This window comes from Promicromonospora soli (assembly GCF_014653785.1).
Taxonomy (GTDB): domain Bacteria; phylum Actinomycetota; class Actinomycetes; order Actinomycetales; family Cellulomonadaceae; genus Promicromonospora; species Promicromonospora soli.
Genome location: NZ_BNAS01000003.1, coordinates 380,360 through 402,059 on the forward strand (window position 1 = coordinate 380,360; position 21,700 = coordinate 402,059).

The following is a 21,700-nucleotide window of genomic DNA, read 5'->3' on the forward strand; positions in this document are numbered from 1 at the left end:
CTGGTCACACGACGGCGCAGCCGCTAGCCTTCGAGCGCGGGATAACGATATCCCGAAGAAATTGGCACGAGACCCGGATTTCCCGCAATACTCGAGCCGCGCCCCAGTCCCCGAAAGGAAGCCTGCAATGAAGCAAGCTCGCAGACGTGAACGATCACGGGTACCGGCCACGATCGCCGCACTGGCGATCGTGGCGACCACTCTCGTAGTGGCACCCTCAGCGGCGGCCGCCGGGTACGAGGACCTGCTCACCGACAATGTGGTGTCGATCAACGAGACCGTGAGCGACGCCGGTTTCGTCCACCCAGGTGTCGGCCTGTCGGCCAACCACCTCCGCAACGCCCAGGAGATGGTCCGCACCGGCCATGAACCATGGACCTCCTACTTCGACGCGATGACGACGACCGGCGCCGCGTCCACGACCTACCGCGCGTCCAACTCCAAGTCCGCCGCCCAGCCCGACGTGGCCCTCGACCCCAACTTCAACCACGGGGGCCTGCGCGGCCGCGAGACCAGGGACTCCTTCGGTGCGCTCACGCAGTCCCTCATGTGGGTCATGACCGGCAACGAGGTCTACCGCAAGAACACGATCCAGGTCCTGCGCACCTGGGCGAGCATGAACCCGGACGGCTACAAGTACTTCGCGGACGCCCACATCCACACCGGGCATCCGCTCTACCAGTTCCTCATGGCAGCCGAGATCGTCCGGGCCACCGAACCGCTGGCCGACGACACCCCCGGCACCCAGGACGGCTACGACGTCGTCTGGAGCGCCGAGGACGACGCACGCCTGCTGACCAACTTCGCGAACCCCGTGGTGGAGAAGTTCCTGTTCTCCAACGAGCGCTGGATGAACCAGCACAACTTCGGCGTGATCGGGCGCGTCGCGACCGCGATCTACGCCGACGACACCGAGGGCTACGCCAAGGGCGTCGAGTGGTTCACCGTGAACTCCGGTGACACCGCGTACGACAACGGCGCCATGGCCCCGCTGATGCCGCTCATCGAGGCCGACGACCCGATCAACCCGTACGGCCACGACTTCGTGCAGGTCCGCGAGATGGGCCGCGACCAGGCCCACGGCGAGGCCAACATCGACAACTTCACCGCCCTGGCCCGCATGCTCCACGTGCAGGACACCAAGGTCGATCCGGCCGCCGGGACGGTCTCGACCGCCGAGGACGCGGTGAGCTCCTACGACTTCCTGGACAAGCGTCTGCTCGACGGCGCGAACACCATGTACGGCTTCATGCAAGGCGCCTTCACGCCCTGGGTCGAGGAGCGCGGCGAGGGCTGGAACGGCACCATCTCCCAGGCCTACCGCGGTCGCCTGTTCGACCCGCTCTCGGAGCTGTACTACCAGTACAAGTACGAGCGGGGCGTCGACGTCGAGGCCGAAGCGCCCTGGCTGGCTAAGCTCCACTCGCGCCGCGACGGGCCGCTGTACTACAACGGCACCGGCGCGTCGAACTTCTGGGGCCAGGGGGACAAGAACCCCGAGTACTGGGTCGCCTTCCCCGAGGAGCTCGCCGGGACGGCGCCGGTCGCGCAGCCGGCCGATCCGGACCTGGGCTTCGACCGCTGGAGCCTCCAGCTCGACGACCGGACCGAGATCGTGACCGAGGGCGACGCCACGTTCGCGCGCGCCCACGTCACCGAGGAGGGCACGACCAGCGTCATCAGCCGCCTCATGCACGACCACAACGGCGTCAACGGGCTGCTGCTGCGCAGCGACGGCCGGGCCACCCTGGAAGTGCTCGACAAGGAGGAGGCCTCGGGGCTCAACCCCTACGAGGACGAGGCCACGGCCATGGCAACGGTGGAGGTTCCGGACACCGGCGGCGAGTGGCGATACGTGACCTACCCGGAAGGCGGGTCCTACACCGGCTTCTACCGCCTCATCGGCGCTGAGGGCACCACCGTCGACCTCGACTCCGTCAGGCTCCAGGCGGACAAGTCCCTCACCTCGCCGAAGTTCGAGCAGACCACGGACGCCTACTACCTATGGGCGGGAGCAGAGTCCCAGTTCGATCTGTCCGCCGCCGACGCGGGCGGATCGGTCGCCTACGAAGCCGCCGGCCTCCCCGAGGGCGCCACGCTCGACGCGGGCACCGGCAAGGTCAGCTGGAATCCCGCGGACGGCGACCGGGGCAGCCACGAGGTGCAGATCGTCGCCGACGACGGCGAGTCGATCGCCGCGCGGACGTTCGAGCTGATCGTGGAGAAGAACCGTCCCAAGATGATCGACAGGGCCGTCGCCGACGGTGTCGATGCGGACGCGGTCTACACGACCGAGACGCACGCACCGTACGAGACCATGCTCAGGGCGGCCCGGGATGCCTCCGAGAGCGGCACGGACGAGGAGTTCCGGACCGCGTTCGAGGCGCTGCTCGTCGGGATCGACGAGCTCGAGCTGCTCAACCCCACCTTGGGGGACGGATCGCTCGACTACGGCAACGGCGTCGTCACCCCCACGGTGATCAACGACGGTGCGGTCGACGCGCTCACCGATGACGCAGACTCCAGCGTCGGCGATCTGCGAGCGGGGTACTTCACCCTCGACTTCGGGACCCGGTACCGGGTTTCGCCCGAGGAGTTCGGTGTCCAGGCGCGCTTCACCTTCGGGATGCGTTCGGCGGGGACCAATGTGTACGGCTCGAACGACGGCGTCACCTGGGTCCTGCTCACCGAGCGGATGACGTCGGACACCAATGAGATGGAGACCATCCCGGTCGTCGAAGAGCACCGCGGCAAGGAGTTCCGTTACCTGAAGGTCCAGTTGGACGAGCCTGCGCCGCCGATCGACCCTGCCTACCCGGGCATCTGGTCGTTCGCCGAATTCCACATCTTCGGCGAGCGCAGCGAGGTCCCCGGGACGATCACCGATGTCACGATGGCCTCCGCGGACGCCGTGGACGGCAGGGTCACCAACGGTGACACCGTCACCGTCAACCTGCTCAGCCCGACCCCGGTCTCGGACGTCGCGGTGACCATCGGCGGCCAGGAAGCCGAGGTCACCAGCCCGGACCAGGGCACCACCTGGGCGGCCACGACCGAGCTCGCCGACGTGACCGGCGGCGGGATGGTCCCGATCACCGTCGACCACACCACCGCGGACGGCACGACGGCGGCCACTGTGCTCGGCACGACCGACGGCAAACAGCTGTACGCCTCGGACGAGAGCAACCTCGTCGACCTCTCCGAGGCCCAGGTGATCAAGGCTGACGGTTCACCCGACCCGGACAAGGCCACCCAGTCGGCGACCATGTTCGACGGGAAGGCCTCGACCTTCAGCAACATCGCCACCGTCGCCGGCCAGGCCGACCTGGTCTGGGACTTCGGCGAGGGCACGCAGATCGCCGTCGACCGCCTCGACTACCTGGCGCGCCAGCACGACGAGGGCATGCGGCAGATGGACAACCTGGTCTTCGAAGGCTCGAACGACCTCGAGAACTGGACGACCCTGACCGACCCGACGCGCAAGACCCTCGCGTGGCAGAACCTCGAGTCCTCCGGAGACGAGGCCTACCGCTACCTCCGGGTCAGGAACGGCATGCTGATCCATATCGCCGAGCTCCGCCTCTTCGGTGAGCCCGTGTACGACATCGACCCGCTCCTCGAGCGCGCCGACGCCGTGGACCTGAGCACCTACACCCAGGGGTCCAGGCTCCTGTTCCCGCGCGAGGTCGCCGCGGTCCGCGAGGCGCTCGCCGAACCGGACGCCGACGAGCAGGCGCTCGCACAGCGTCTCGTCGACGCCTGGGACCTCCTGGACACCCTGGAGACCGAGGCGCCCGCGACGTTCGAGCAGTCCTGGGTCACCGCGAGCACCGCGACCGCCGACGGCGCGACGAGCGCGGCGGCGAACGGCTGGCGCATGTTCGACGGGAACACCGGCACGTACACCGACACGACCACGACGTCGTGCACGAACACGGTGCTCCCGACCGACGGGACCGCGTTCAAGGTGGTCGGCATCAAGTACTTCCCGCGGGACAGAGCGTATGCGCGGGCGACCGGCATCGGCATCCAGGGCTCCAACGACGACGGCGCCACCTGGACGCAGTTCGCGAGCACGGGGACCCCGGTCCGTGGCTGGAACACGGTCAACCTGACCGAACCCGTCCACTACGGGGGCCTGCGCCTCAGCGGCGGCAACGGCTTCTGCAACGTGGCCGAGCTCCAGTTCATCGTGGAGGTCATCGACAAGTCCGGCCTCGCCGTATATCTGGACGACGCCGCAGGGCTGACCGAGGCCGACTGGACCCCGGAGTCCTGGGCCGCCTTGACGGCCGCGCGTGACGCCGCCCTAGCCGTCGCCGATGACAAGGGCGCCACCCAGGAGGAGGTGGACGCTGCCGCCGGAGATCTCGCCGACGCGATCGCCGGCCTGAGAAGGGCCTAGCTGCTCGACGCCGAGGGCCCCAAGCTTCAAGCTTGGGGCCCTTGGTCTTTCATTCGCCTCTTTCGAGGTCCGGGTGCGATCGTCTCAATCTGAGTCCGGTTCGGGTGAGGGCGACGGCGGCGTCACTCAATCTCGAAGATCCGCGCGGCGGGACCGGCGGGCACCTCGACGACCGGCACACCACCGGCCGTGCGGACCGGCCACTCCGGCAACGCGACCGGATAGACCTGCTTGACGGTCCGCCCACGCAGCCCCGGCAGCGTGATCTCCGCGGCCGCGCCGCGCGACCACAGCGCCAGCAGCGACTCGGAACCGGCGTCCAGCTGCAGCGCGATCACGTCGTCGTCCCAACCCGGGAGGCCGAGCGGCCACACCGGGTGCGCCTCGGCGATGCGGTGCCGCCAGTCCTTGTGGAGCGCGACGGCTTCGCGCACCAGCGCGAACCGCTCCTCGCTGAGCCCGCCGAGGAACCCGGAGAGGTAGAGCCGGCCCATGACTCCCGCCGTCATCGCGAACGCTGTCTCATCGATGCTCATCGACTCGGCCGGGTAGGCCCAGTTACCGGCCTGCTCGGGGAGGACGCTCGCGGGCGCGGCGGCTGCGATCGGCGCGTACCGCCGGAAGTCCTGCTGGTCGCTGGTGGACTGCAGGTGCGCCACGGACAGCAGGTTGTAGTCCATGCGCATCCCGCCCGAGGAGCAGCTCTCGAACAGGACCTCGGGGTGCCGCACCTGGGCGTCGCTCAGCCAGTCGCGGAAGGCCCGGGTGTGCCCCAGGAGCCCGGCCCCGGGCCCGACGGCGTCCACGTCGGTGCCGACGCCCGAGTTCACGTTGTAGTCGAGCTTGAAGAACTCGATCCCGAACTCCGCAACGAGCCGGTCCACGGCCTCGTCCAGGTGGGCACGCGCCGCAGGGTGCCGGAAGTCGAGCTGGAAGTGCCCGGTCTCGCTGACACGCCGGCCCAACCGCCGGAAGAACGCCTCCTCGGGCAGCTGCTGTCCCAGCGCCGCATTGGCGCCGACCGCCTCGGGTTCGAGCCAGATCCCCGGGCGCATCCCCTTGGCGCGGATCGCGTCGATGACCGAGATGAGGCCGCCGTCGAACTGCCCGGGGGCCTCGTGCCAGTCGCCCGCGTCCGTCCACCAGTTGCCGCTGCCGAACCATCCGGCGTCGATGCAGAAGTATTCCGCGCCCGCTTCGGCCGCCCCCTCGATGAGCGGCAGCTCCTTCTCCGTCGACGGACCGGCCATGAGCGTGTTCATGAAGTCGTTGTAGACCACGGGAAGCCCCGCATCGACCGGCCGCAGCTGGCGGATCGCGCGCCGGTAGTCGGTCAGCGCCGCGAAGGCCGCGTCCCGTCCGCCGTCCGCGACGCAGAACCCGGCGGGCACCGTCGTGAACTCGTCGCCGGGCGCCAGGCGCTCGGCGAACTGGTGGTACAGGTCGGTCGGGCCGTACACACCGACGGTGACCGCGCCCTCGTTCTGAGTCGCCTCCCAGTGCCAGCCCGCGCTGGTCTCGACCTGCCAAGCGATCGAAGGCCCGTCATCGATCGCGAGGACGCCGGTGGGCAGGAACTCGCCGCTCGAGAAGGAGCCGTGGCTGGTCACCGCGAAGTTCCCGCGATTGCGCCGGCCGTGGAACTCCGGGTTCACATTCGGCAGCAGCTCCGCGACAGGGCGCTGCTGCCAGCGCCCTTCGGCGAGCCATTCGCTCTCGCCCCAGAGCAGGTCGTGCGCCCCCTCCGGGACGGACACCAGCCCGGAGCTCACGGAGAGGAGCATGAGATCGCTCGGGGTGCCGTTGCGAACGGTGTGCCGGATCTGGACTCCCGGCCCTGCCGCCCGGAAGACGCTGGTCACCTCGAGGCCGCTCGCCGGATCGTGCTGGCGAATCCGCAGCTCGTCGCCGAGCGCTTCGTGGCCGGTGTAGCGGAGCCGCAGCCCGGCCCCCCAGAGCAGGAGGCTCTGGTTGTGGCGGGCGCGGTGCTCCCCGGCGGTGCTCACGTCGACGATCGCCGAGGGCGCGGCCACGGAGGCGGAGTCCGGGCCGGTCGCCCAGTGGACGAGCCGGACGGGGTGGTCGTCGCCGTGGTCGAACCGCAGGTGCAGTCCGGGCTGGGCCCACTCGATGGCAGGTTCGCGGTCGCGGTGCTGCGGCTCGGTAGACGTCACTGTCTCACTCCATTGGGGAAAAGGCACGGGCGGTCCGTGAACCTTCACGGTAGCGAATCGGGATGCGCACGGACAACCGACGAGGCCGTCGATCGCGGGGTGTCATGATGTCGGCGTGGTGAAGATGAGCGATGTGGCACTCGAAGCCGGGGTCTCGAAGATGACGGTCTCGAATGTCATCAACGGGCGGCCGGGGGCGAGCGATGACACGCGTGCCCGCGTGCTCGACGCCGTGGCCCGGCTGGGCTATCAGGTGAACGCGACCGCGCGGCAGCTGCGGGCCGGCCGCAGCGGCGCGATCGGTCTGCTGGTTCCTCACCTGGACGGGCCCTACTACTCGCACCTCGCGGCTCGCCTGGACACGTTGGCGCAGTCGCGGGGGTACCACGTGATCCTCGAGCGCACCGGCGCGAGCAGGGAGGGAGAGCTTGCTGCCATCTCCGCCGAGCGGGTGCAGCCCTACGACGGCGTCGTGTTCAGCCCGGTACAGGTCGACACGGCGGACGTGCGCCGTGCTGGTATCGAGGTCCCGGTCGTCCTGCTCGGCGAGCGGCGCCTGTCCGGCGAGTTCGACCACGTGATGATGGACAACGTCGGCGGTGCCGAGCTCGCGACGTCCTACATGCTCGAACGCGGCGCTCGGCGCATCGCCCTGATCGGTGGCCGCCGAGAGGACGGCGTCGACAGCATGGCGACGCTGCGCAGTCGCGGCTACCGCAAGGCGCACGCCGGGGCGGGCGTGCCGGTCGACGAGCGGCTCATCGTCGACGCGGCCTCGTACAACACGAAGGACGGCTATGAGGCCGTCATGCGGCTCCATCGCGACGGCGTCTCGTTCGACGGAGCTTTCGCCCTGACCGACGCGGCCGCGATGGGTGCCCTGCGCGCGCTGGCCGACGTCGGCCTGCGCGTCCCCGACGACGTCCAGGTGGTCGGCTTCGACAACGACGCGGAGAGTGAGTACCTCATCCCACGCCTGACCACCATGGACCCCGAAAACGACTTGATGGCCGAACGCATCATGGAGCTGCTCCTGCAGCGCCTCGAGACCGGTGCGCCCGCCGTCGGCGAGGTGGTGGAGGCGGTGATGTCGGCTCGGATCGTGGTGCGGGAGTCGACGCTCTCTCGCGTACGCGGTTAGTCGTCGATCGGGCACGGCTTCTCTTCCTTGATGTCGTCGCCGGCGCCGAGCACCCACGGGTGCGCGGCGCCGTGACGTCTCGGACCTATCGCTGAAGCGTGAGCAGACCCGGCCGGTACGGCCACTGGCCGTACTCCCCGCCGGAGCTGGGGGAGCGACCCTGGTACAGGAGCTGCAGGTTGCAGGGGTCGATGGTCATGGTCTGGTCGGCGTTGGTGCGGATGAGCTCACCGTGGCTGATGTCGTTGGTCCAGGTGGCCCCGCTGTTGGCCTTGCCCGCGAACGGGTTGCTCTCCGTCGCGGCCTGCGGCGTCCATGAACCGGACAGGCTGGTCGCGGTGAACGAGCGGAAGTACCTGCCGTTGGCACCGATGGCCTCGACGATCATGAGGTACTTGTTCTGGTCCTTGAGCTTGTAGACCTGGGGGGCCTCGAACAGGTTCCACCCGTTGTTCGTGGTGTCGCTCATGACGACGGTCGACGAGCTGCCGAAGCTGCCCGGGAAGTTGCCGATCGGCATGCTGGCCCGGTAGATGAACCCGTTGTCCCCGGCGAAGAACAGGTACATGTTTGTGCCGTCACCGATGATCGTCTGGTCGATGGGACCGGTGCTGGAGCCGGAGATGGACCCGGTGAAGAGTGCGCTGGGTGACGACCAGCCGTTGGCATTCGTGGGGTCGTTCGACGTCCGGTAGAAGAAGGCGGCCCCCGGGCCCCACTGGTAGGTGAGCACCCAGATGTTCTTCGGGGCGAAGTAGAAGAGCGACGGGGCCACGGTCGCGGACGACATCGTGTTCTGCGTGGCGGAGCCCATGTCGGACCAGTTGCTGAAGAGGCTGAAGTTCATCGAGCCCCACGAGTTTGTCGCGGCCCCGTTGTTGGTCGTCGCGTAGACGAGGTGCTGGCCGTTGTACGGCGCGGTGGTGAAGTCCTTGAGCGAGACCCAGCCAGCCTTCGGGTTCGCGAGGACGCCGGTGGACGTCCAGCGGTAGGTGGACGGCAGGTCGCACGTCCCGGACGGCGTCGAGTTGTTGATGAGCGAGGCGTCGTCGACGAAAAGACTGTCGGTACCTGCGGCCGTCTCCACGTAGAACGTGGCGGACGACAGGGTCCCGGTCCAGGACACGTTCGTGGTGCCGGTCAGCTGCGTCCAGCCGGAGGAGTTCACGGTCCCCTGCGCCAGGTTGACGTAGTTCGTCGTGCCGCCGGCGGTCACCTGCAACGTGACCCGGCCGGTCGGGGTCCCGCTCTGCGACCGCACCCACACGCTCGCCGTGTAGCTGTTGTTGTTCGTCAGCGCCGAGGTCACGGTCTGGGCCGGGCCGTTCCACGCCGCTGTGCGACCGGTCCGCGACAGCGCGCGGGACCCACCGTGGACCGGGCTCGTGACGGACGCCAGCGACCCGGCGCCGAAGGCCGACCAGCCGGTCGTGCCATTCTCCATGTCGCCGTTGGTGAGCAGGTTGCTGCTCGCCGCTGCGGCAGGAGTGGTGACCTCGGACGGCAACCCTGCCGCCGAGACCAGCGCCAGGGTTGTGGCCAATCCCAGTGCGATACGTGCGATGGACTTCCTCATCCTTCGCTCCTGTTCCTGTCAGGGCGCAGCCTGCAACGGCTGTGCCTGGGCATGGTGAGATGCCCTACCGGCGGCATGATCAGTGCCGCGGCCCATGGGAGCCGCCTGCCTGGAACCGGACTATGTGAGCGCTAACATCATTGTCGCGAACGGTTCTCGGCAGCGGTAGGTTTACCGTTACAGTAGCGATCTGTCGTGCCGCATACAAGACATCTCCGGCCAAAAGTCTCGCGCCGGCTCAGTCGTCGACGGGGGCGGTCGGCGTGGGCCCAGCCGGGATCGGTTCCTCGAACACCAGCAGCGTGTGGGTGTTCACGATGCCCTTCATGCCCTGTATCTGGTCCAGGATCAGATGCCGCAGATCGGCGTTGTCCCTTGCCCGAACGAGCAGGACGAGGTCGAACTCCCCGCCGACCAGCCCGATGTGCTCGACGCCCCGCAGGTTCCGGAGCTCCTCGCGAACAGAGCGCCACTCCGCTTGTCTCATGTTGACCGTGACATAGGCCGACGTGCCCAGGCCGGCGAGCACCGGATCGATGTCCGCGCCGTAGCCGCGGATGACGCCGCTGGACTCGAGTCGCTGCACTCGCGCATACGCGTTCGCTCTCGAGATGTGCAGCTTCTCGGCCAGCGATCTCATGGACATGCGGCCGTCCCGGCGCAGCTCGTCGATGATGCGCTGGTCGACGTCGTCGAGACCCCCGGCCACTTGTCTCGCGGCCACGCCCCAACTCCTCTCTGAGTTGGACATTTGGTTCGCATTTGGCGAAAAGTGCTGGACGGTTTCTCAGATCTTTACGATAAGTAGAATCCGAATGGAGCAGTGGCGAGTATATCTGTATGAAGAGTGACGTAGATCGCATGCTGCCGTCGCTGGAGCCGGTCATGCTTCTTGATCCGGACGGCCGTCCGACGGCCGCCGGCAAGGCTTCTCTTCCTGCGGGCGAGGAGCTTCTCCGTGGTCTGGCGGGGATGGTCGCTGCCCGCCGCTTCAACGAGCAGGCCTACGTGCTGGTCCGGCAGGGGCGCCTGGCCGTCTACCCCTCGTCCCACGGGCAGGAGGCCTGCCAGGTGGCCGCTGCGCAGGTGCTCGCGGACGACGACTGGCTCTTCCCGACGTATCGCGACACCGCTGCCGTGGTCGCCCGAGGTGTCGACCCGGTCGAGGCGCTCGGGCTGCTGAAGGGCGACTGGCACTCGGGGTACGACCCGTACGAGCGCCGTGTCGCGCCCCTGACGACACCGCTCGCCACGCAGCTGCCGCACGCCGTGGGCGTGGCACACGCGGCGCGGTTACGCGGGGAGAGCACCGTGGTGATGGCGATATGCGGCGACGGCGCCACGAGCGAGGGCGACTTCCACGAAGCCCTCAATTTCGCGGCAGTCTTCCGGGCGCCGGTCGTCTTCTTCATCCAGAACAATCAGTACGCGATCTCGGTGCCACTGGCGCGGCAGTCGATAGCTCCGTCGCTGGCACACAAAGGCGTGGGCTACGGCATTCCCGGGGAGCAGGTCGACGGCAACGACCTGGCGGCGCTCCTGACCGTCCTTTCCGGGGCGGTCGAGCGCGCGCGAGCCGGCCAGGGACCCCAGCTCGTCGAGGCCCGCACCTACCGCATACAGGCCCACACCAATGCCGACGACGCGACCCGCTACCGCACCGACGACGAGGTCACCGAATGGGTGGCCAAGGACCCGCTGGTACGGCTGGAGACCTACCTCCGCGCCGAGGGGATCCTGGACGATGCTCGCGCAGCCGCCTTCGCGGAGGCCGCCGAGGAGATCGCCCGCCGCACGCGTGACGGGCTCAACCGGGACGTCGAGCCGAACCCGGACGACCTGTTCCGCTTCGTCTACTCCCGGCCGACCTCCCAGCTCGTGGACCAGCTCGCCGTGGTCCACGACGAGATGAGCAGAGACGCGCTGAGCCGAGAGGAGGACAGGCGATGACCAGCACAGCCGTTGAGCACGAGACGCTCAGCACGGCGCAGGCGATCAACCGCGCCCTGCGCGACGCGATGGCCGAGGACCCCACGGTGCTCGTGCTCGGCGAGGACGTCGGCCCGCTCGGCGGCGTCTTCCGGGTGACCGACGGGCTGACCGCGGAGTTCGGCGAGGACCGCTGCTTCGACACCCCGCTCGCCGAGGCCGGGATCGCCGGGTTCGCCACCGGTCTCGCCATGAACGGCATGCGTCCCGTGATCGAGATGCAGTTCGACGCCTTCGCCTACCCCGCCTTCGAGCAGGTCGTCAGCCACATCGCCAAGATGCGGAACCGGACCCGCGGACGCGTCGAGCTGCCCCTCGTCATCCGGATCCCATACGCCGGCGGTATCGGCGGGGTCGAGCACCACTGCGACTCGTCGGAGTCCTACTTCGCGCACACGCCCGGCCTGCACGTCGTCGCGCCGTCGAACCCCTCGGACGCCTATTCGCTCCTGCGCGAGGCGATCGCGTCGCCGGACCCGGTGGTCTTCCTCGAGCCGAAGAAGCTCTACTGGGCGAAGGGCGAGGTCGCCCTGGGCCGCGGTCGAGAGCCGGGCATCGGCAAGGCCGTCGTGCGCCGCCCGGGCACCGACGCCACCCTGATCGCCTACGGCCCGGCGGTGCCGGTCGCGCTCGAGGCCGCCGAGGAGGCCGCGCGCGGCGGGCGTAGCCTGCAGGTCGTCGACCTGCGCTCGATCGTGCCGTTCGACGATGGAGTCGTCTGCGCGGCCGTCGAGTCGACGGGTCGCGCCGTCGTCATCGCGGAGGCGGTCGGCTTCGCCAGCGTCGCCGCAGAGATCGCGGCCCGGGTGAGCGAGCGCTGCTTCCACTCGCTGTCGGCGCCGGTGCGGCGTGTCACCGGGTTCGACATCCCGTACCCGCCACCGAAGCTGGAGCACTTCCAGCTGCCGTCGGTCGACCGGATCCTCGACGCCGTCGACGACCTCCAGTGGGAGGACGCATGACCAGCGCCGCGACCCAGCAGACCTTTCTCCTGCCCGACCTCGGCGAGGGGCTGACCGAGGCTGAGGTGGTGCAGTGGCTCGTCGCCGAGGGCGATCTCGTCGCCGCCGACCAGCCGGTGGCGGAGGTCGAGACGGCGAAGTCGGTGGTCGAGGTGCCGAGCCCGTACTCCGGCCGGGTCCTGACCCTGCATGCCGCCGAGGGGGAGACCGTCGAGGTCGGCAAGCCGCTGATCACGATCGTCGCCGAGAGCGCTGGTGCGGCCGAGCCGGAGCCCGAGCAGGCCGGCTCGGGCAACGTGCTCATCGGTTACGGCACGTCGGCACCCGGCGAGCCGGGCCGACGGCGGCCACGCGGGGCTCAGCCGGCGCCCGCTGCCGCCGCGCCGGACAACCGGCCGGTGAAGGTGATCTCGCCGATCGTGCGGCGGCTCGCCCAGGAGGCGGGTCTGGACCTGCGCGCGATCCGGCCCACCGGGACCGGCGGGGTCGTCACCAGGTCCGACGTGCAGACCGCTCTCGAGAGCGCGCGCCCCGCCCCGGTCCCCGCCCCCGCCGCCGCTCCCGCCGCCGCTCCCGGCGAGCGACGCATCCCGCTCAACGGCTTCCGGAAGGCGGCGTCCGCGGTGCTGTCGCGGAGCCGCGCGGAGATCCCTGAGGCGACCGTCTGGGTCGACGTCGACGCCACGGCCCTCTGGGACCTGCGCGAGGCCGCCCGTACCGCCACCGACCCAGGGCCGGGCCTGCTCGCCTACCTCGCCCGGTTCGTCGTCGCCGGCCTCAAGGCGTACCCGGTGCTGAACTCGCAGCTCGACGTCGAGCGTGACGAGATCGTCGTGCCCGATGTCGTCAACCTGGGCATTGCCGTCCAGGGCGAGCACGGGCTGGTCGTCCCGGCGGTGCTCGGTGCCGACTCGATGACCACTGCCGGGCTCGATGCGGCCATCCGCGACCTCACCGCGCGCGCTCGCGTCGGCAAGGCGACGGCCGAGGAGCTCGCCGCGGGGACCTTCACGCTGAACAACTACGGCAGTCTCGGGGTCGACGGCAGCGCGGCGATCATCAACCACCCGCAGGTCGCCATGATCGGCTTCGGCCGCATCATCGACCGGCCGTGGGTGGTCGACGGCCAGATCGTGGCGCGGAAGATCACGCAGATGTCCTTCGTCTTCGACCACCGGGTCTGCGACGGCGGCACGGCGGCGGGCTTCATGCGTTCCGTCGCCGACGCCATCGAGAACCCCGCCTCAGCGATCGTGCGGCTCTGAGCCCGTGAACCGCGGCGCGCGCTTCTCCTGGAAGGCGGCGAAGCCCTCGCGGTAGTCCTCCGTCAGGCACAGGTCCCCCTGCGCCTCGTTCTCGTGGGCCACGGAGGTCCAGAACGCGACACGTTCGTCGCGCAGCTCCGTCACGAGGCGCTTGGAGGCCAGAAAGGCGCCCGTCGCCCCGCGCGCGACCTTCTCGACGCGTGCCCGGGTGAAGGGAAGCAGCTTGTCCTTCGGCACGGCACGCGAGAACAGACCCGAGGCGACTGCCTCGGAACCGCTCATGAGCTCGGCCGTGTAGATGAGGTCGAGCGTGCGATGCGCGCCGAGGCGCTCGAAGAAGAGCGCATGCCCGCCGGAGTCGAGCGTCGCTCCGAGGCCGGCGAACGGCGACCCGATCTTGGCATCGTCGGCCACGTACACGACGTCGGTGGCGATGAGCAGGCCGAGCCCGACTCCCAGGCACGCGCCCTGGGCCGCCGCGAACGTCGGCGCCGGGAAGGCGGCCATCCGCCGCAGGAGGGGAGTCACGCGGTCCCGGAGATAACCGAGCGCGTCGTCCGTTGCCGGGTCGACCGCCGAGATGTCCCGGCCGGCGCAGAAGGCGCGCCCCTCTCCCCGCAGGAGCAGGGCCCGCGCACCGGCCGCTTCCGCCCGCTGGTAGGAGTCGTCCAGCTTCGCCAGCGCCACCTCGTCCAGCGCGTTGAGCTTGCCGGGAGCGTCGAGCACGACCTCCGCGATCCCGTCGTCGATGGTCAGCGTGATCATGAGTCGTAGTCCACGGAGATCTCCTTGCTGGTCGGGATCGCTTGGCAGGTCAGGATGTAACCACGCTCCAGCTCCTCGGGCTCGAGCGCGTAGTTCTCGACCATCTCGACGGTGCCGGAGACCAGCTTCGCCCGGCACGTGCCGCACACACCGCCGGCGCAGGCGAACGGCACGTCACCGCGGACACGGAGGGCCGCGTTGAGGACACTCTCGCGTGCGTGCACGGGAGTGGTCACGGTCGCCGTCGTGCTGTCGAGCCGGAATGCGATCGTGTGCGACTCGTGGTCGGGCCCGCCCTGCGGCGGGGGGCTTCCGCGCTGGGGGGTCGGACGATCGACCCGGCCGGTGGTGAACAGCTCGTATCGCACTCGCTCCGGCGGCACGCCGAGACCGTTCAGCACGTCGCGGCAGGTCTGCACCACCTCGAACGGACCGCACAAGAACCACTCGTCGACGTCGTCAGGCCCGATCAGGACGGTCACGATCCGGTGGAACCGATCGACGTCCAGCCGGCCCGAGAGCAGCTCCGACCCCCTGCGCTCGCGGGTGAGCACGTGGTGGAGGGCGAGGCGGCTGGGGTACCGGTCCTTGAGGTCGGCCAGCTCGTCGACGAACATCGTGTCCATCGTCGTCCTGTTGGAGTAGACCAGGTCGAACGTGCTCTCGGAGTCCGAGGCGAGCGTGTGCTCCACGAGCGACATCATCGGAGTGATGCCGGAGCCGGCTGCGACCCCGACGACGCGCCCGCTCCCGTCCGGCCGGCGGTGCGAGACGAACCGGCCCTCGGGGCTCATGACGTCGAGGGTCATTCCCGGCGCGAGGTTGTCGATCGCCCAGGGCGAGAACAGTCCGCCCATGTCGCGCTTGATGCCCACCTTGAGCGTCCCGTGTGCCGGTGCGTGACAGATGGAGTAGCTGCGGCGCACCTGCTCGCCGTCGACCTCCGCGCGGATCGCGATGTACTGCCCCGGTGCGTACGAGTACGCGTCAGCGAGGTGGTCGGGAACGTCGAAGGTCACCTCGATGGCGTCCTCGGTCAGCGGGCGCACCTCGGCGACGGTGAGCGCATGGAAGCGTGCGCGCCGCCGCCCGACGGATGCGGCCGGGACCGTGGCGTCAGTGAGCGGCATCAGTGCTCCTTGAAGTGGTCGAAGGGCTCCCGGCAGCGCTGGCAGACGTACAGCGCCTTGCACGACGTCGAGCCGAATCGCGCCAGCTGGCGGGTATGCAGCGATCCGCAGCGGGGGCACCGGATGCCGAAGTCCAGCGACACGACTGAGCCGGCCCGCCGCGCGGGTGGTGCGATCCCGTGCTCCTCGAGCTTGCGGCGACCCTGTTCGCTCATCCAGTCGGTTGTCCACGCGGGGGAGAGCACGACGTTCACTCGGCCCCCCGGGAATCCGTGCTCGTCGAGCGCGGTGACGATGTCGTCGCGGATCGTGTCGACGGCGGGACAGCCCGAGTACGTCGGCGTGATGTCGACGACCGGCAGTCCCTCCACGAGCCGCGCAGCGCGGAGGACACCGAGATCCTCGATGGACAGGACCGGCACCTCGGGGTCGTTGACCGTCGCCGCGGCGTCCCACACGGCGCGCTCCGCTTCCGTGTCCGGGCGGGGGCGTGCGACCCGCTCCTGATCGAGGGTGCTCATCACCACACCGCCCCCGGGTGTTGACGGGCCAGGACCTGCATCTCCGCGAGCAGGTGGCCGAGCGCCTCGGAGTGCACGCCGAGCCGCCCCCCGCCGGCCACGGCCGGCGTGGTCGGGACGGCAAGCTCGGCGCGGGCGAGCACCGGGAGCACTATCGCGTCGAACGGTTCGCGCAGGGTGCCCGGCCGAACCGCGACTGCCGGGACGGCGTCGGCGGCGGGATCGTCGGCGAACAGCTCGTCGACGAACGGCCAGATCGCCTCGAGCCCGGCGACCGTCCGCCGTCGTGACTCCTCGGTGCCGAGCGCGAGGCGCACGGACCAGATCTCGCTGTGGTCGAGGTGGTAGTCGACCTCCTTGGCGGCCTTGGCCGCGATCGCCGCCAGCGTGCCGTCGGCACTGTCGACCAGCCCGCGGTAGAGCACGGTGAAATAAGCGGACACGATGAGCTGACGGGCGATCGTCTGGGCGAAGTCGCCGTTCGGCTGCTCGAAGATCTGCCGGCAGCGGAAGTCCGCCTCGTCCCGGAAGTAGGCGAGGTCGTCCTCGGTCTTGCCCCACGCTGAACCGGCGTAGGTCAGCAGGCTCCGGGCGTGACCCAGGGTGTCGAGCCCGATGTTCCCGAGGGCGACGTCCTCCTCGAGCTCGGGCGCGTTGGCGATCCACTCGCCCAGCCGCTGCGCGAGGATCAGGGCATCGTCACCCAGGCCGAGCGCATACCGCGCGACCGCGTCGGGCGGGCTCGGAGAACCGCCCTGCTGGCCCACCGACGCCGCGAGGGCCTCGGGCGTGAGAACCTCGGTGGGGGGCTGGCGCTGATGCTCCATGCTTCTCCCGGATCAGAGGTGCGGAACGGACTCGGACGCGGTGTAGTACGTGGCGCGCCGAAAGTCCTTTCCGCGGGGTGACTCGAAGTACGCGTCCTTCTCGTCGGGGTCCGACGCCGTGATCGCGGAGGCGGGTACCACCCAGATCGAGACGCCCTCGCTCCGGCGGGTGTAGAGGTCGCGGGCGTTGCGCACCGCCAGCTCGGCGTCCGGCGCGTGCAGCGAGCCGGCGTGGACGTGGGAGAGGCCGCGCGAGGAGCGCACGAACACCTCCCAGAGGGGCCACGTCTCGCGGCGCTCCGCCCCGGTCATGACGCGAGCCGTTCGCTCGATGCGGCGCGCTCGGCGTACGCCCGGGCGGCCTCTCGTACCCATGCGCCTTCGTCGTGTGCGGCGCGGCGCTTCGCGAGACGTAGGGCGTTCGCCTGCCCGCTACCGCGCAGGACGGCGTAGAACTCGTCCCAGTCGAGCTCGCCGAAGTCGTAGTGCCCGCGGTCCTCGTTCCATCTCAGGTCGGGATCGGGCAGCGTGACCCCGAGGAACTCGGCCTGCGGAACGATCATGTCGACGAACCGCTGGCGCAGGTCGTCGTTCGAGAAGCGCTTGATCTTCCAGGCCATGCTCTGCTGCGAGTTCGGCGACTCCGCGTCGGGCGGGCCGAACATCATGAGCGCCGGCGCGTACCAGCGGTCGACCGACTCCTGCGCCATGCGCTGCTGGGCCTCGGTGCCGTTCATCAGCGCCAGCAGGATCTCGAAGCCCTGTCGCTGGTGGAAGGACTCCTCCTTGCAGATGCGCACCATCGCGCGCCCGTACGGTCCGTAGGACGCGCGGCACAGCGGCACCTGGTTCGCGATGGCGGCGCCGTCCACGAGCCAGCCGATCGAACCCATGTCCGCCCAGGACGGTGCGAGGTAGTTGAAGATCGACGAGTACTTCGCCTTGCCGGTGTGCAGCTGGTCGAGCATCTCGTCGCGGGTGATGCCGAGGGTCTCGGTGGCCGAATAGAGGTAGAGCCCGTGTCCGGCCTCGTCCTGCACCTTTGCCATCAGGATCGCCTTGCGCTTGAGGCTCGGTGCGCGCGTGATCCAGTTGCCCTCGGGCTGCATGCCGATGATCTCGGAGTGCGCGTGCTGCGACATCTGCCGGACGAGCGTCTTCCGGTACGCCTCCGGCATCCAGTCTGAGGGTTCGATCCGCTGGTTCTCGGCGATGAGCGCGTCGAACGCCGCGAGCTTCGAAGCCTCGCTGGGGGAGGCCGTGGGCGAGGTTGCTGCGGACATGCCGTCTCCTGACCTGAGACCCTACTTACCGATCGTTCAGTCAGGCTATCATCGGTGCAGGAGCGACGGCAACGAACCGGGAGTCCACTAAATTGCGACGTATGGACGAGTCGACCAGCCCTCCTGCCCCTGCGCGACGGGGCGGGAACGGGCGCGCGGGGCGCGCTGCGTACGACCTCGACGCGGTGCTGTCCGTGGCCGTTCAGGCCTTCAACGAGCGCGGGTACGACGCGACGTCGATGGGCGAGCTCGCGGAGCGCCTTGGCACCAGCAAGTCAGCGATCTACTACCACGTGAGCGGCAAGGAGGAGCTGCTGCGGCTCGCGCTGGAGCACGCGCTCGGCAACCTCGAGCGCCTCCTCGTGCAGCCGGACGTGGTCGAGGCGGCCGCCACGGAGCGGCTCGAGCGCGTGATTCGGGGCGCCGTGCACGTGCTCGTGCAGGAGCTGCCCTTCGTGACGCTCCTGCTGCGGCTCCGCGGGAACACCGACGTCGAGCGCGAAGCTCTTGCCCGCCGGCGCGAGTTCGACCACGCCGTCGCAAAGCTGGTCGAAGAAGCGATCGAGGACGGCGCTCTCCGTTCCGACGTCGATGCGCGCACCGCGACGCGACTGCTCTTCGGCATGGTCAACTCGGTGGTCGAGTGGTACCGGCCTGGCGGAGGGCTCACTGCGGACCGGCTCGCGGACAATGTTGTCGCCATGGCGTTCGAGGGGCTGCGCGCGTAGCCCGTCGGCGCTCCTTCCCCTGCCCTTGAACCAGGCCGTCACGCATGCGATGCTGCAGCAGAACGAACGGTCAGTAAGTAGCCCGACGGCGCTACGCCGATGCGTTCCCAAGGTGATGAAGCCATGGCAGAAGCGTTCCTCGTCGGTGGGGTGCGCACCCCGATCGGGCGGTACGGCGGCACGCTCTCATCGGTTCGGCCCGACGACCTCGCGGCTCTCGTGGTCCGCGAGCTGGTCGCTCGCACCGGGATCGAGCCGACGGCGATCGACGACGTGATGCTCGGCGCTGCGAACCAGGCCGGCGAGGACAACCGCAACGTCGGTCGAATGTCAGCCCTGCTGGCGGGGCTTCCCGACTCCGTTCCCGGGATCACCGTCAACCGGCTCTGCGCGAGCGGTCTCAGCGCAGTGCACCTGGCGTCGGCTCTCGTGCGCTCCGGCGAGGCGGACGTCGTCATCGCGGGCGGCGTCGAGTCCATGTCGCGTGCCCCCTGGGTGCTCGCGAAGCCGGACAAGGCCTTCGCACGGCCCGGCGAGATCGTCGACACCTCGATCGGCTGGCGCTTCGTGAACAAGCGCTTTCGCGACACCGAGGCGTTCGACCCGGACACCACGTTCTCGATGCCCGAGACGGCGGAGAAGGTCGGCGAGATCGACGGGATCAGCCGCGAGGACGCGGACGGCTTCTCCCTGCGCTCCCATCAGCGCGCGGTCGCCGCGATCGAGGCCGGCCGCTTCGCGCCGGAGATCGTCGGAGTGCCGACGACGAGCGGAGTCGTCGACACGGACGAAGGTCCGCGTTCCGACACCTCCGCCGAGATCCTCGCCGGACTGCGTCCCGTCGTTCGCGGCGGGAAGCTCGTGACGGCCGGGAACGCGTCATCCCTCAACGACGGAGCCGCCGCCGTGCTCGTCGTCAGCGAGCGAGCCGTCGAGCGGCTGGCGCTCACGCCGCGCGCCCGCATCCTGGGCGGCGCGAACGCGGGCGTCGAACCGTCGGTCATGGGACTCGGGCCCGTTCCGGCGACGACGAAGCTGCTCGACCGGCTCGGGCTCGGCATCGGCGCGATGGGCGCCGTCGAGCTCAACGAGGCGTTCGCGACGCAGGCGCTCGCGTGCGTGCGTCGCCTGGGGCTCGACGAGGAGATCGTCAACGCTGACGGTGGCGCGATCGCGCTCGGGCACCCGCTCGGGGCCTCGGGCACGCGCATCCTCGTCACCCTGCTCGGCCGCATGGAGCGCGAAGGCGCGACGCGAGGTCTCGCCTCCATGTGCGTGGGTGTCGGGCAGGGCGCCGCACTCGCGATCGAGGCCGTGTGATGGCTACCTCTCTGCGGCGCGTCGACGACCGGGCCGACCGCCTGCACATCCGTCTCGACCGACCCGAGGTGCGCAACGCGATCGATCAGACGATGGTCGACGAGCTCCACGAGGTCTGCAGCGAGCTCGAGGCCCGGCCGCGCATCCTCATCCTGTCGGGGACGGAGCGGGTCTTCGCCTCGGGGGCCGATATCGCCCAGCTGCGTGAGCGCGGCCGGGACGATGCGCTGGCCGGGATCAACTCGCGGCTGTTCCTGCGGATCGCGACGCTCCCGATGCCGGTGATCGCCGCCGTCGACGGATGGGCGCTCGGCGGTGGCGCCGAGCTCGCCTACGCGGCCGACTTTCGCCTCGCCGGCGACAACGCCCGGTTCGGCAATCCCGAGGTCGGCCTCGGCATCATCGCCGCGGCAGGTGCGACCTGGCGGCTCAAGGAGCTCGTCGGCGAGTCGCTCGCGCTCGAGGTCCTCCTCGCCGGACGTGTCCTTGATGCGCAGGAGGCCCTGGCGGCGGGTCTGGTGACCGAGGTACATCCGCCGTCCGCCCTGATCGCCGCGGCCGACGGGCTTGCCGACCGGATCGCGGAGCAGGACCCGCTCGCCGTCCGCTACACGAAGCGGGTGTTCCGCGCCCCGCGTGAGGCGCATCCGGACGTCGACGAGCTCGCGCAGTCGGTGCTGTTCGAGTCGCCTGCGAAGCGCGAGCGCATGACCGACTTTCTGGAACGGAAGAAGCGATGACTCTGCCGCAGACCGTCGGCCTGGCGGGTGGGGGCCGGATGGGCGTCGGGATAGCCCACGCCTTCCTGCTCGCGGGAGCCGACGTCGTAGTCCTCGAGCGCGACGCGGAGTCGGCGGCGACGGCGCTTGCGCGGCTGGAACGTGCGGTGGCATCCAGCGTCGAGCGCGAGACCACCCCGCGCCCCGCCGGGGAGCTGCTGAGCCATGCGCGCGTCACCACCGACATGGCGGACGTCCACGCAGCGGATCTTGTGGTCGAGGCCGTGCCCGAGGACATCACGACCAAGGTCGACGTCCTCACCCGCATCGAGAAGGGCCTGTCGCCGACCGCATGGCTGGCGAGCAACACCTCGTCGCTGTCCATCGATGCCCTCGCTGGTCACCTGCAGCGGCCCGAGCGCTTTGTCGGGCTCCACTTCTTCAACCCGGTCCCCGCTTCGACGCTCGTGGAGATCGTGAGGGGCCGGGCCACCGACCCGATGCTCGTCGAGGAGGCGGGGGAGTGGGTCGCCGCCCTCGGCAAGTCCTCGATCGTCGTGCGCGACTCGCCCGGCTTCGCGAGCTCGCGTCTCGGCGTCGTGATCGCGCTCGAGGCGATCCGCATGCTCGAGGAGGGCGTCGCTTCCGCCGACGACATCGACACCGCGATGGTGCGCGGCTACAAGTTCCCGGTCGGGCCGCTCCGCCTCACCGACATCGTCGGCCTCGACGTGCGGCTCGGCATCGCGGAGCACCTCGAGCGCGAGCTGGGGGAGCGGTTCGCGGTGCCGCCGCTACTTCGGGCGATGGTTGCCGAGGGCCGGCTGGGTCGCAAGAGCGGCGAGGGGTTCTTCCGATGGGACGAGGAGACAGACCGATGAACGCATCGACAGTT

At 69.7% G+C, this 21,700-nt stretch carries 18 protein-coding genes; 9 read left to right on the top strand and 9 right to left on the bottom strand.

The genetic code is table 11. The annotated features are described in order from the left end of the window. Positions 1-127: 127 nt before the first annotated feature. Entirely contained in the window at positions 128-4,405 is a 4,278-nt protein-coding gene (locus IE250_RS11775) for a putative Ig domain-containing protein (protein WP_189669469.1), read from the top strand. A 122-nt stretch (positions 4,406-4,527) separates the two neighbouring features. On the opposite strand, the gene IE250_RS11780 is transcribed toward IE250_RS11775, so the two are convergent. After that, positions 4,528-6,579, bottom strand: coding sequence for a glycoside hydrolase family 36 protein (locus tag IE250_RS11780; protein ID WP_229872375.1), 2,052 nt, complete (start codon positions 6,577-6,579; stop codon positions 4,528-4,530). A gap of 124 nt (positions 6,580-6,703) precedes the next feature. Here IE250_RS11780 and IE250_RS11785 point away from each other — a divergent pair, with 124 nt between their 5' ends. Beyond that, complete coding sequence (locus tag IE250_RS11785) at positions 6,704-7,720, top strand: LacI family DNA-binding transcriptional regulator (protein WP_229872416.1); 1,017 nt, start codon at positions 6,704-6,706, stop codon at positions 7,718-7,720. Positions 7,721-7,805: 85 nt separating this feature from the next. Here IE250_RS11785 and IE250_RS11790 read toward each other — a convergent pair whose 3' ends face one another. Beyond that, on the bottom strand, positions 7,806-9,296 hold the full coding sequence (locus IE250_RS11790; protein WP_189669471.1) for a non-reducing end alpha-L-arabinofuranosidase family hydrolase: 1,491 nt from the start codon (positions 9,294-9,296) through the stop codon (positions 7,806-7,808). A gap of 238 nt (positions 9,297-9,534) precedes the next feature. After that, positions 9,535-10,020: an Lrp/AsnC family transcriptional regulator gene (locus IE250_RS11795; protein ID WP_268247815.1), complete on the bottom strand. Its 486-nt coding sequence runs from the start codon at positions 10,018-10,020 to the stop codon at positions 9,535-9,537. Positions 10,021-10,136: 116 nt separating this feature from the next. On the opposite strand from IE250_RS11795, the gene pdhA reads away from it, so the two are divergent. The 3 genes from pdhA to IE250_RS11810 are packed head-to-tail and all read left to right on the top strand — an operon-like array spanning position 10,137 to position 13,512. Further along, the gene (gene pdhA, locus IE250_RS11800; RefSeq protein WP_189669473.1) at positions 10,137-11,246 is read left to right on the top strand and encodes a pyruvate dehydrogenase (acetyl-transferring) E1 component subunit alpha; all 1,110 of its coding nucleotides are present in this window, start codon (positions 10,137-10,139) and stop codon (positions 11,244-11,246) included. Then, positions 11,243-12,247 carry an alpha-ketoacid dehydrogenase subunit beta gene (locus IE250_RS11805; protein WP_189669474.1) on the top strand — a complete coding sequence of 335 codons (1,005 nt, stop codon included), beginning with the start codon at positions 11,243-11,245 and terminating at the stop codon, positions 12,245-12,247. The genes pdhA and IE250_RS11805 overlap by 4 nt, the downstream gene beginning before the upstream one ends. After that, positions 12,244-13,512 carry a dihydrolipoamide acetyltransferase family protein gene (locus IE250_RS11810; RefSeq protein WP_189669475.1) on the top strand — a complete coding sequence of 423 codons (1,269 nt, stop codon included), beginning with the start codon at positions 12,244-12,246 and terminating at the stop codon, positions 13,510-13,512. The genes IE250_RS11805 and IE250_RS11810 overlap by 4 nt, the downstream gene beginning before the upstream one ends. Here IE250_RS11810 and IE250_RS11815 read toward each other — a convergent pair. The 6 genes from IE250_RS11815 to paaA are packed head-to-tail and all read right to left on the bottom strand — an operon-like array spanning position 13,492 to position 18,038. Beyond that, positions 13,492-14,277, bottom strand: coding sequence for an enoyl-CoA hydratase/isomerase family protein (locus IE250_RS11815; RefSeq protein ID WP_189669476.1), 786 nt, complete (start codon positions 14,275-14,277; stop codon positions 13,492-13,494). The genes IE250_RS11810 and IE250_RS11815 overlap by 21 nt on opposite strands. Continuing rightward, entirely contained in the window at positions 14,274-15,407 is a 1,134-nt protein-coding gene (paaE, locus tag IE250_RS11820; RefSeq protein ID WP_189669477.1) for a 1,2-phenylacetyl-CoA epoxidase subunit PaaE, read from the bottom strand. The genes IE250_RS11815 and paaE overlap by 4 nt, the downstream gene beginning before the upstream one ends. Beyond that, complete coding sequence (paaD, locus tag IE250_RS11825) at positions 15,407-15,928, bottom strand: 1,2-phenylacetyl-CoA epoxidase subunit PaaD (protein WP_189669478.1); 522 nt, start codon at positions 15,926-15,928, stop codon at positions 15,407-15,409. Before paaD ends, paaE begins: the two co-directional genes overlap by 1 nt. Next, positions 15,928-16,755 (bottom strand): 1,2-phenylacetyl-CoA epoxidase subunit PaaC, encoded by an 828-nt coding sequence (gene paaC, locus IE250_RS11830; RefSeq protein WP_189669479.1) that lies wholly within the window; start codon positions 16,753-16,755, stop codon positions 15,928-15,930. Before paaC ends, paaD begins: the two co-directional genes overlap by 1 nt. A gap of 12 nt (positions 16,756-16,767) precedes the next feature. Then, positions 16,768-17,067 (bottom strand): 1,2-phenylacetyl-CoA epoxidase subunit PaaB, encoded by a 300-nt coding sequence (gene paaB / locus IE250_RS11835; RefSeq protein WP_189669480.1) that lies wholly within the window; start codon positions 17,065-17,067, stop codon positions 16,768-16,770. Beyond that, complete coding sequence (paaA, locus tag IE250_RS11840) at positions 17,064-18,038, bottom strand: 1,2-phenylacetyl-CoA epoxidase subunit PaaA (protein WP_189669481.1); 975 nt, start codon at positions 18,036-18,038, stop codon at positions 17,064-17,066. The genes paaB and paaA overlap by 4 nt, the downstream gene beginning before the upstream one ends. Before the next feature lie 101 nt (positions 18,039-18,139). Here paaA and IE250_RS11845 point away from each other — a divergent pair, with 101 nt between their 5' ends. The 4 genes from IE250_RS11845 (at position 18,140) to IE250_RS11860 (ending at position 21,686) form a co-directional block, all read left to right on the top strand. After that, complete coding sequence (locus tag IE250_RS11845) at positions 18,140-18,766, top strand: TetR/AcrR family transcriptional regulator (RefSeq protein WP_189669482.1); 627 nt, start codon at positions 18,140-18,142, stop codon at positions 18,764-18,766. A 123-nt stretch (positions 18,767-18,889) separates the two neighbouring features. After that, complete coding sequence (locus IE250_RS11850) at positions 18,890-20,086, top strand: acetyl-CoA C-acyltransferase (protein WP_189669483.1); 1,197 nt, start codon at positions 18,890-18,892, stop codon at positions 20,084-20,086. Next, entirely contained in the window at positions 20,086-20,826 is a 741-nt protein-coding gene (locus IE250_RS11855) for an enoyl-CoA hydratase/isomerase family protein (RefSeq protein WP_189669484.1), read from the top strand. The genes IE250_RS11850 and IE250_RS11855 overlap by 1 nt, the downstream gene beginning before the upstream one ends. After that, complete coding sequence (locus tag IE250_RS11860; RefSeq protein WP_189669485.1) at positions 20,823-21,686, top strand: 3-hydroxyacyl-CoA dehydrogenase family protein; 864 nt, start codon at positions 20,823-20,825, stop codon at positions 21,684-21,686. The genes IE250_RS11855 and IE250_RS11860 overlap by 4 nt, the downstream gene beginning before the upstream one ends. Positions 21,687-21,700 lie beyond the last annotated feature (14 nt).

Bases quoted from the DNA above. Each gene is read 5' to 3' on its own strand.
- IE250_RS11775 (WP_189669469.1), top strand. From the start codon at position 128: ATGAAGCAAGCTCGCAGACGTGAACGATCACGGGTACCGGCCACGATC.
- IE250_RS11785 (WP_229872416.1), top strand. From the start codon at position 6,704: ATGAGCGATGTGGCACTCGAAGCCGGGGTCTCGAAGATGACGGTCTCG.
- IE250_RS11790 (WP_189669471.1), bottom strand. From the start codon at position 9,296: ATGAGGAAGTCCATCGCACGTATCGCACTGGGATTGGCCACAACCCTG.
- pdhA (WP_189669473.1), top strand. From the start codon at position 10,137: ATGAAGAGTGACGTAGATCGCATGCTGCCGTCGCTGGAGCCGGTCATG.
- IE250_RS11805 (WP_189669474.1), top strand. From the start codon at position 11,243: ATGACCAGCACAGCCGTTGAGCACGAGACGCTCAGCACGGCGCAGGCG.
- IE250_RS11810 (WP_189669475.1), top strand. From the start codon at position 12,244: ATGACCAGCGCCGCGACCCAGCAGACCTTTCTCCTGCCCGACCTCGGC.
- IE250_RS11815 (WP_189669476.1), bottom strand. From the start codon at position 14,277: ATGATCACGCTGACCATCGACGACGGGATCGCGGAGGTCGTGCTCGAC.
- paaE (WP_189669477.1), bottom strand. From the start codon at position 15,407: ATGCCGCTCACTGACGCCACGGTCCCGGCCGCATCCGTCGGGCGGCGG.
- paaD (WP_189669478.1), bottom strand. From the start codon at position 15,928: ATGAGCACCCTCGATCAGGAGCGGGTCGCACGCCCCCGCCCGGACACG.
- paaC (WP_189669479.1), bottom strand. From the start codon at position 16,755: ATGGAGCATCAGCGCCAGCCCCCCACCGAGGTTCTCACGCCCGAGGCC.
- paaB (WP_189669480.1), bottom strand. From the start codon at position 17,067: ATGACCGGGGCGGAGCGCCGCGAGACGTGGCCCCTCTGGGAGGTGTTC.
- paaA (WP_189669481.1), bottom strand. From the start codon at position 18,038: ATGTCCGCAGCAACCTCGCCCACGGCCTCCCCCAGCGAGGCTTCGAAG.
- IE250_RS11845 (WP_189669482.1), top strand. From the start codon at position 18,140: ATGGACGAGTCGACCAGCCCTCCTGCCCCTGCGCGACGGGGCGGGAAC.
- IE250_RS11850 (WP_189669483.1), top strand. From the start codon at position 18,890: ATGGCAGAAGCGTTCCTCGTCGGTGGGGTGCGCACCCCGATCGGGCGG.
- IE250_RS11855 (WP_189669484.1), top strand. From the start codon at position 20,086: ATGGCTACCTCTCTGCGGCGCGTCGACGACCGGGCCGACCGCCTGCAC.
- IE250_RS11860 (WP_189669485.1), top strand. From the start codon at position 20,823: ATGACTCTGCCGCAGACCGTCGGCCTGGCGGGTGGGGGCCGGATGGGC.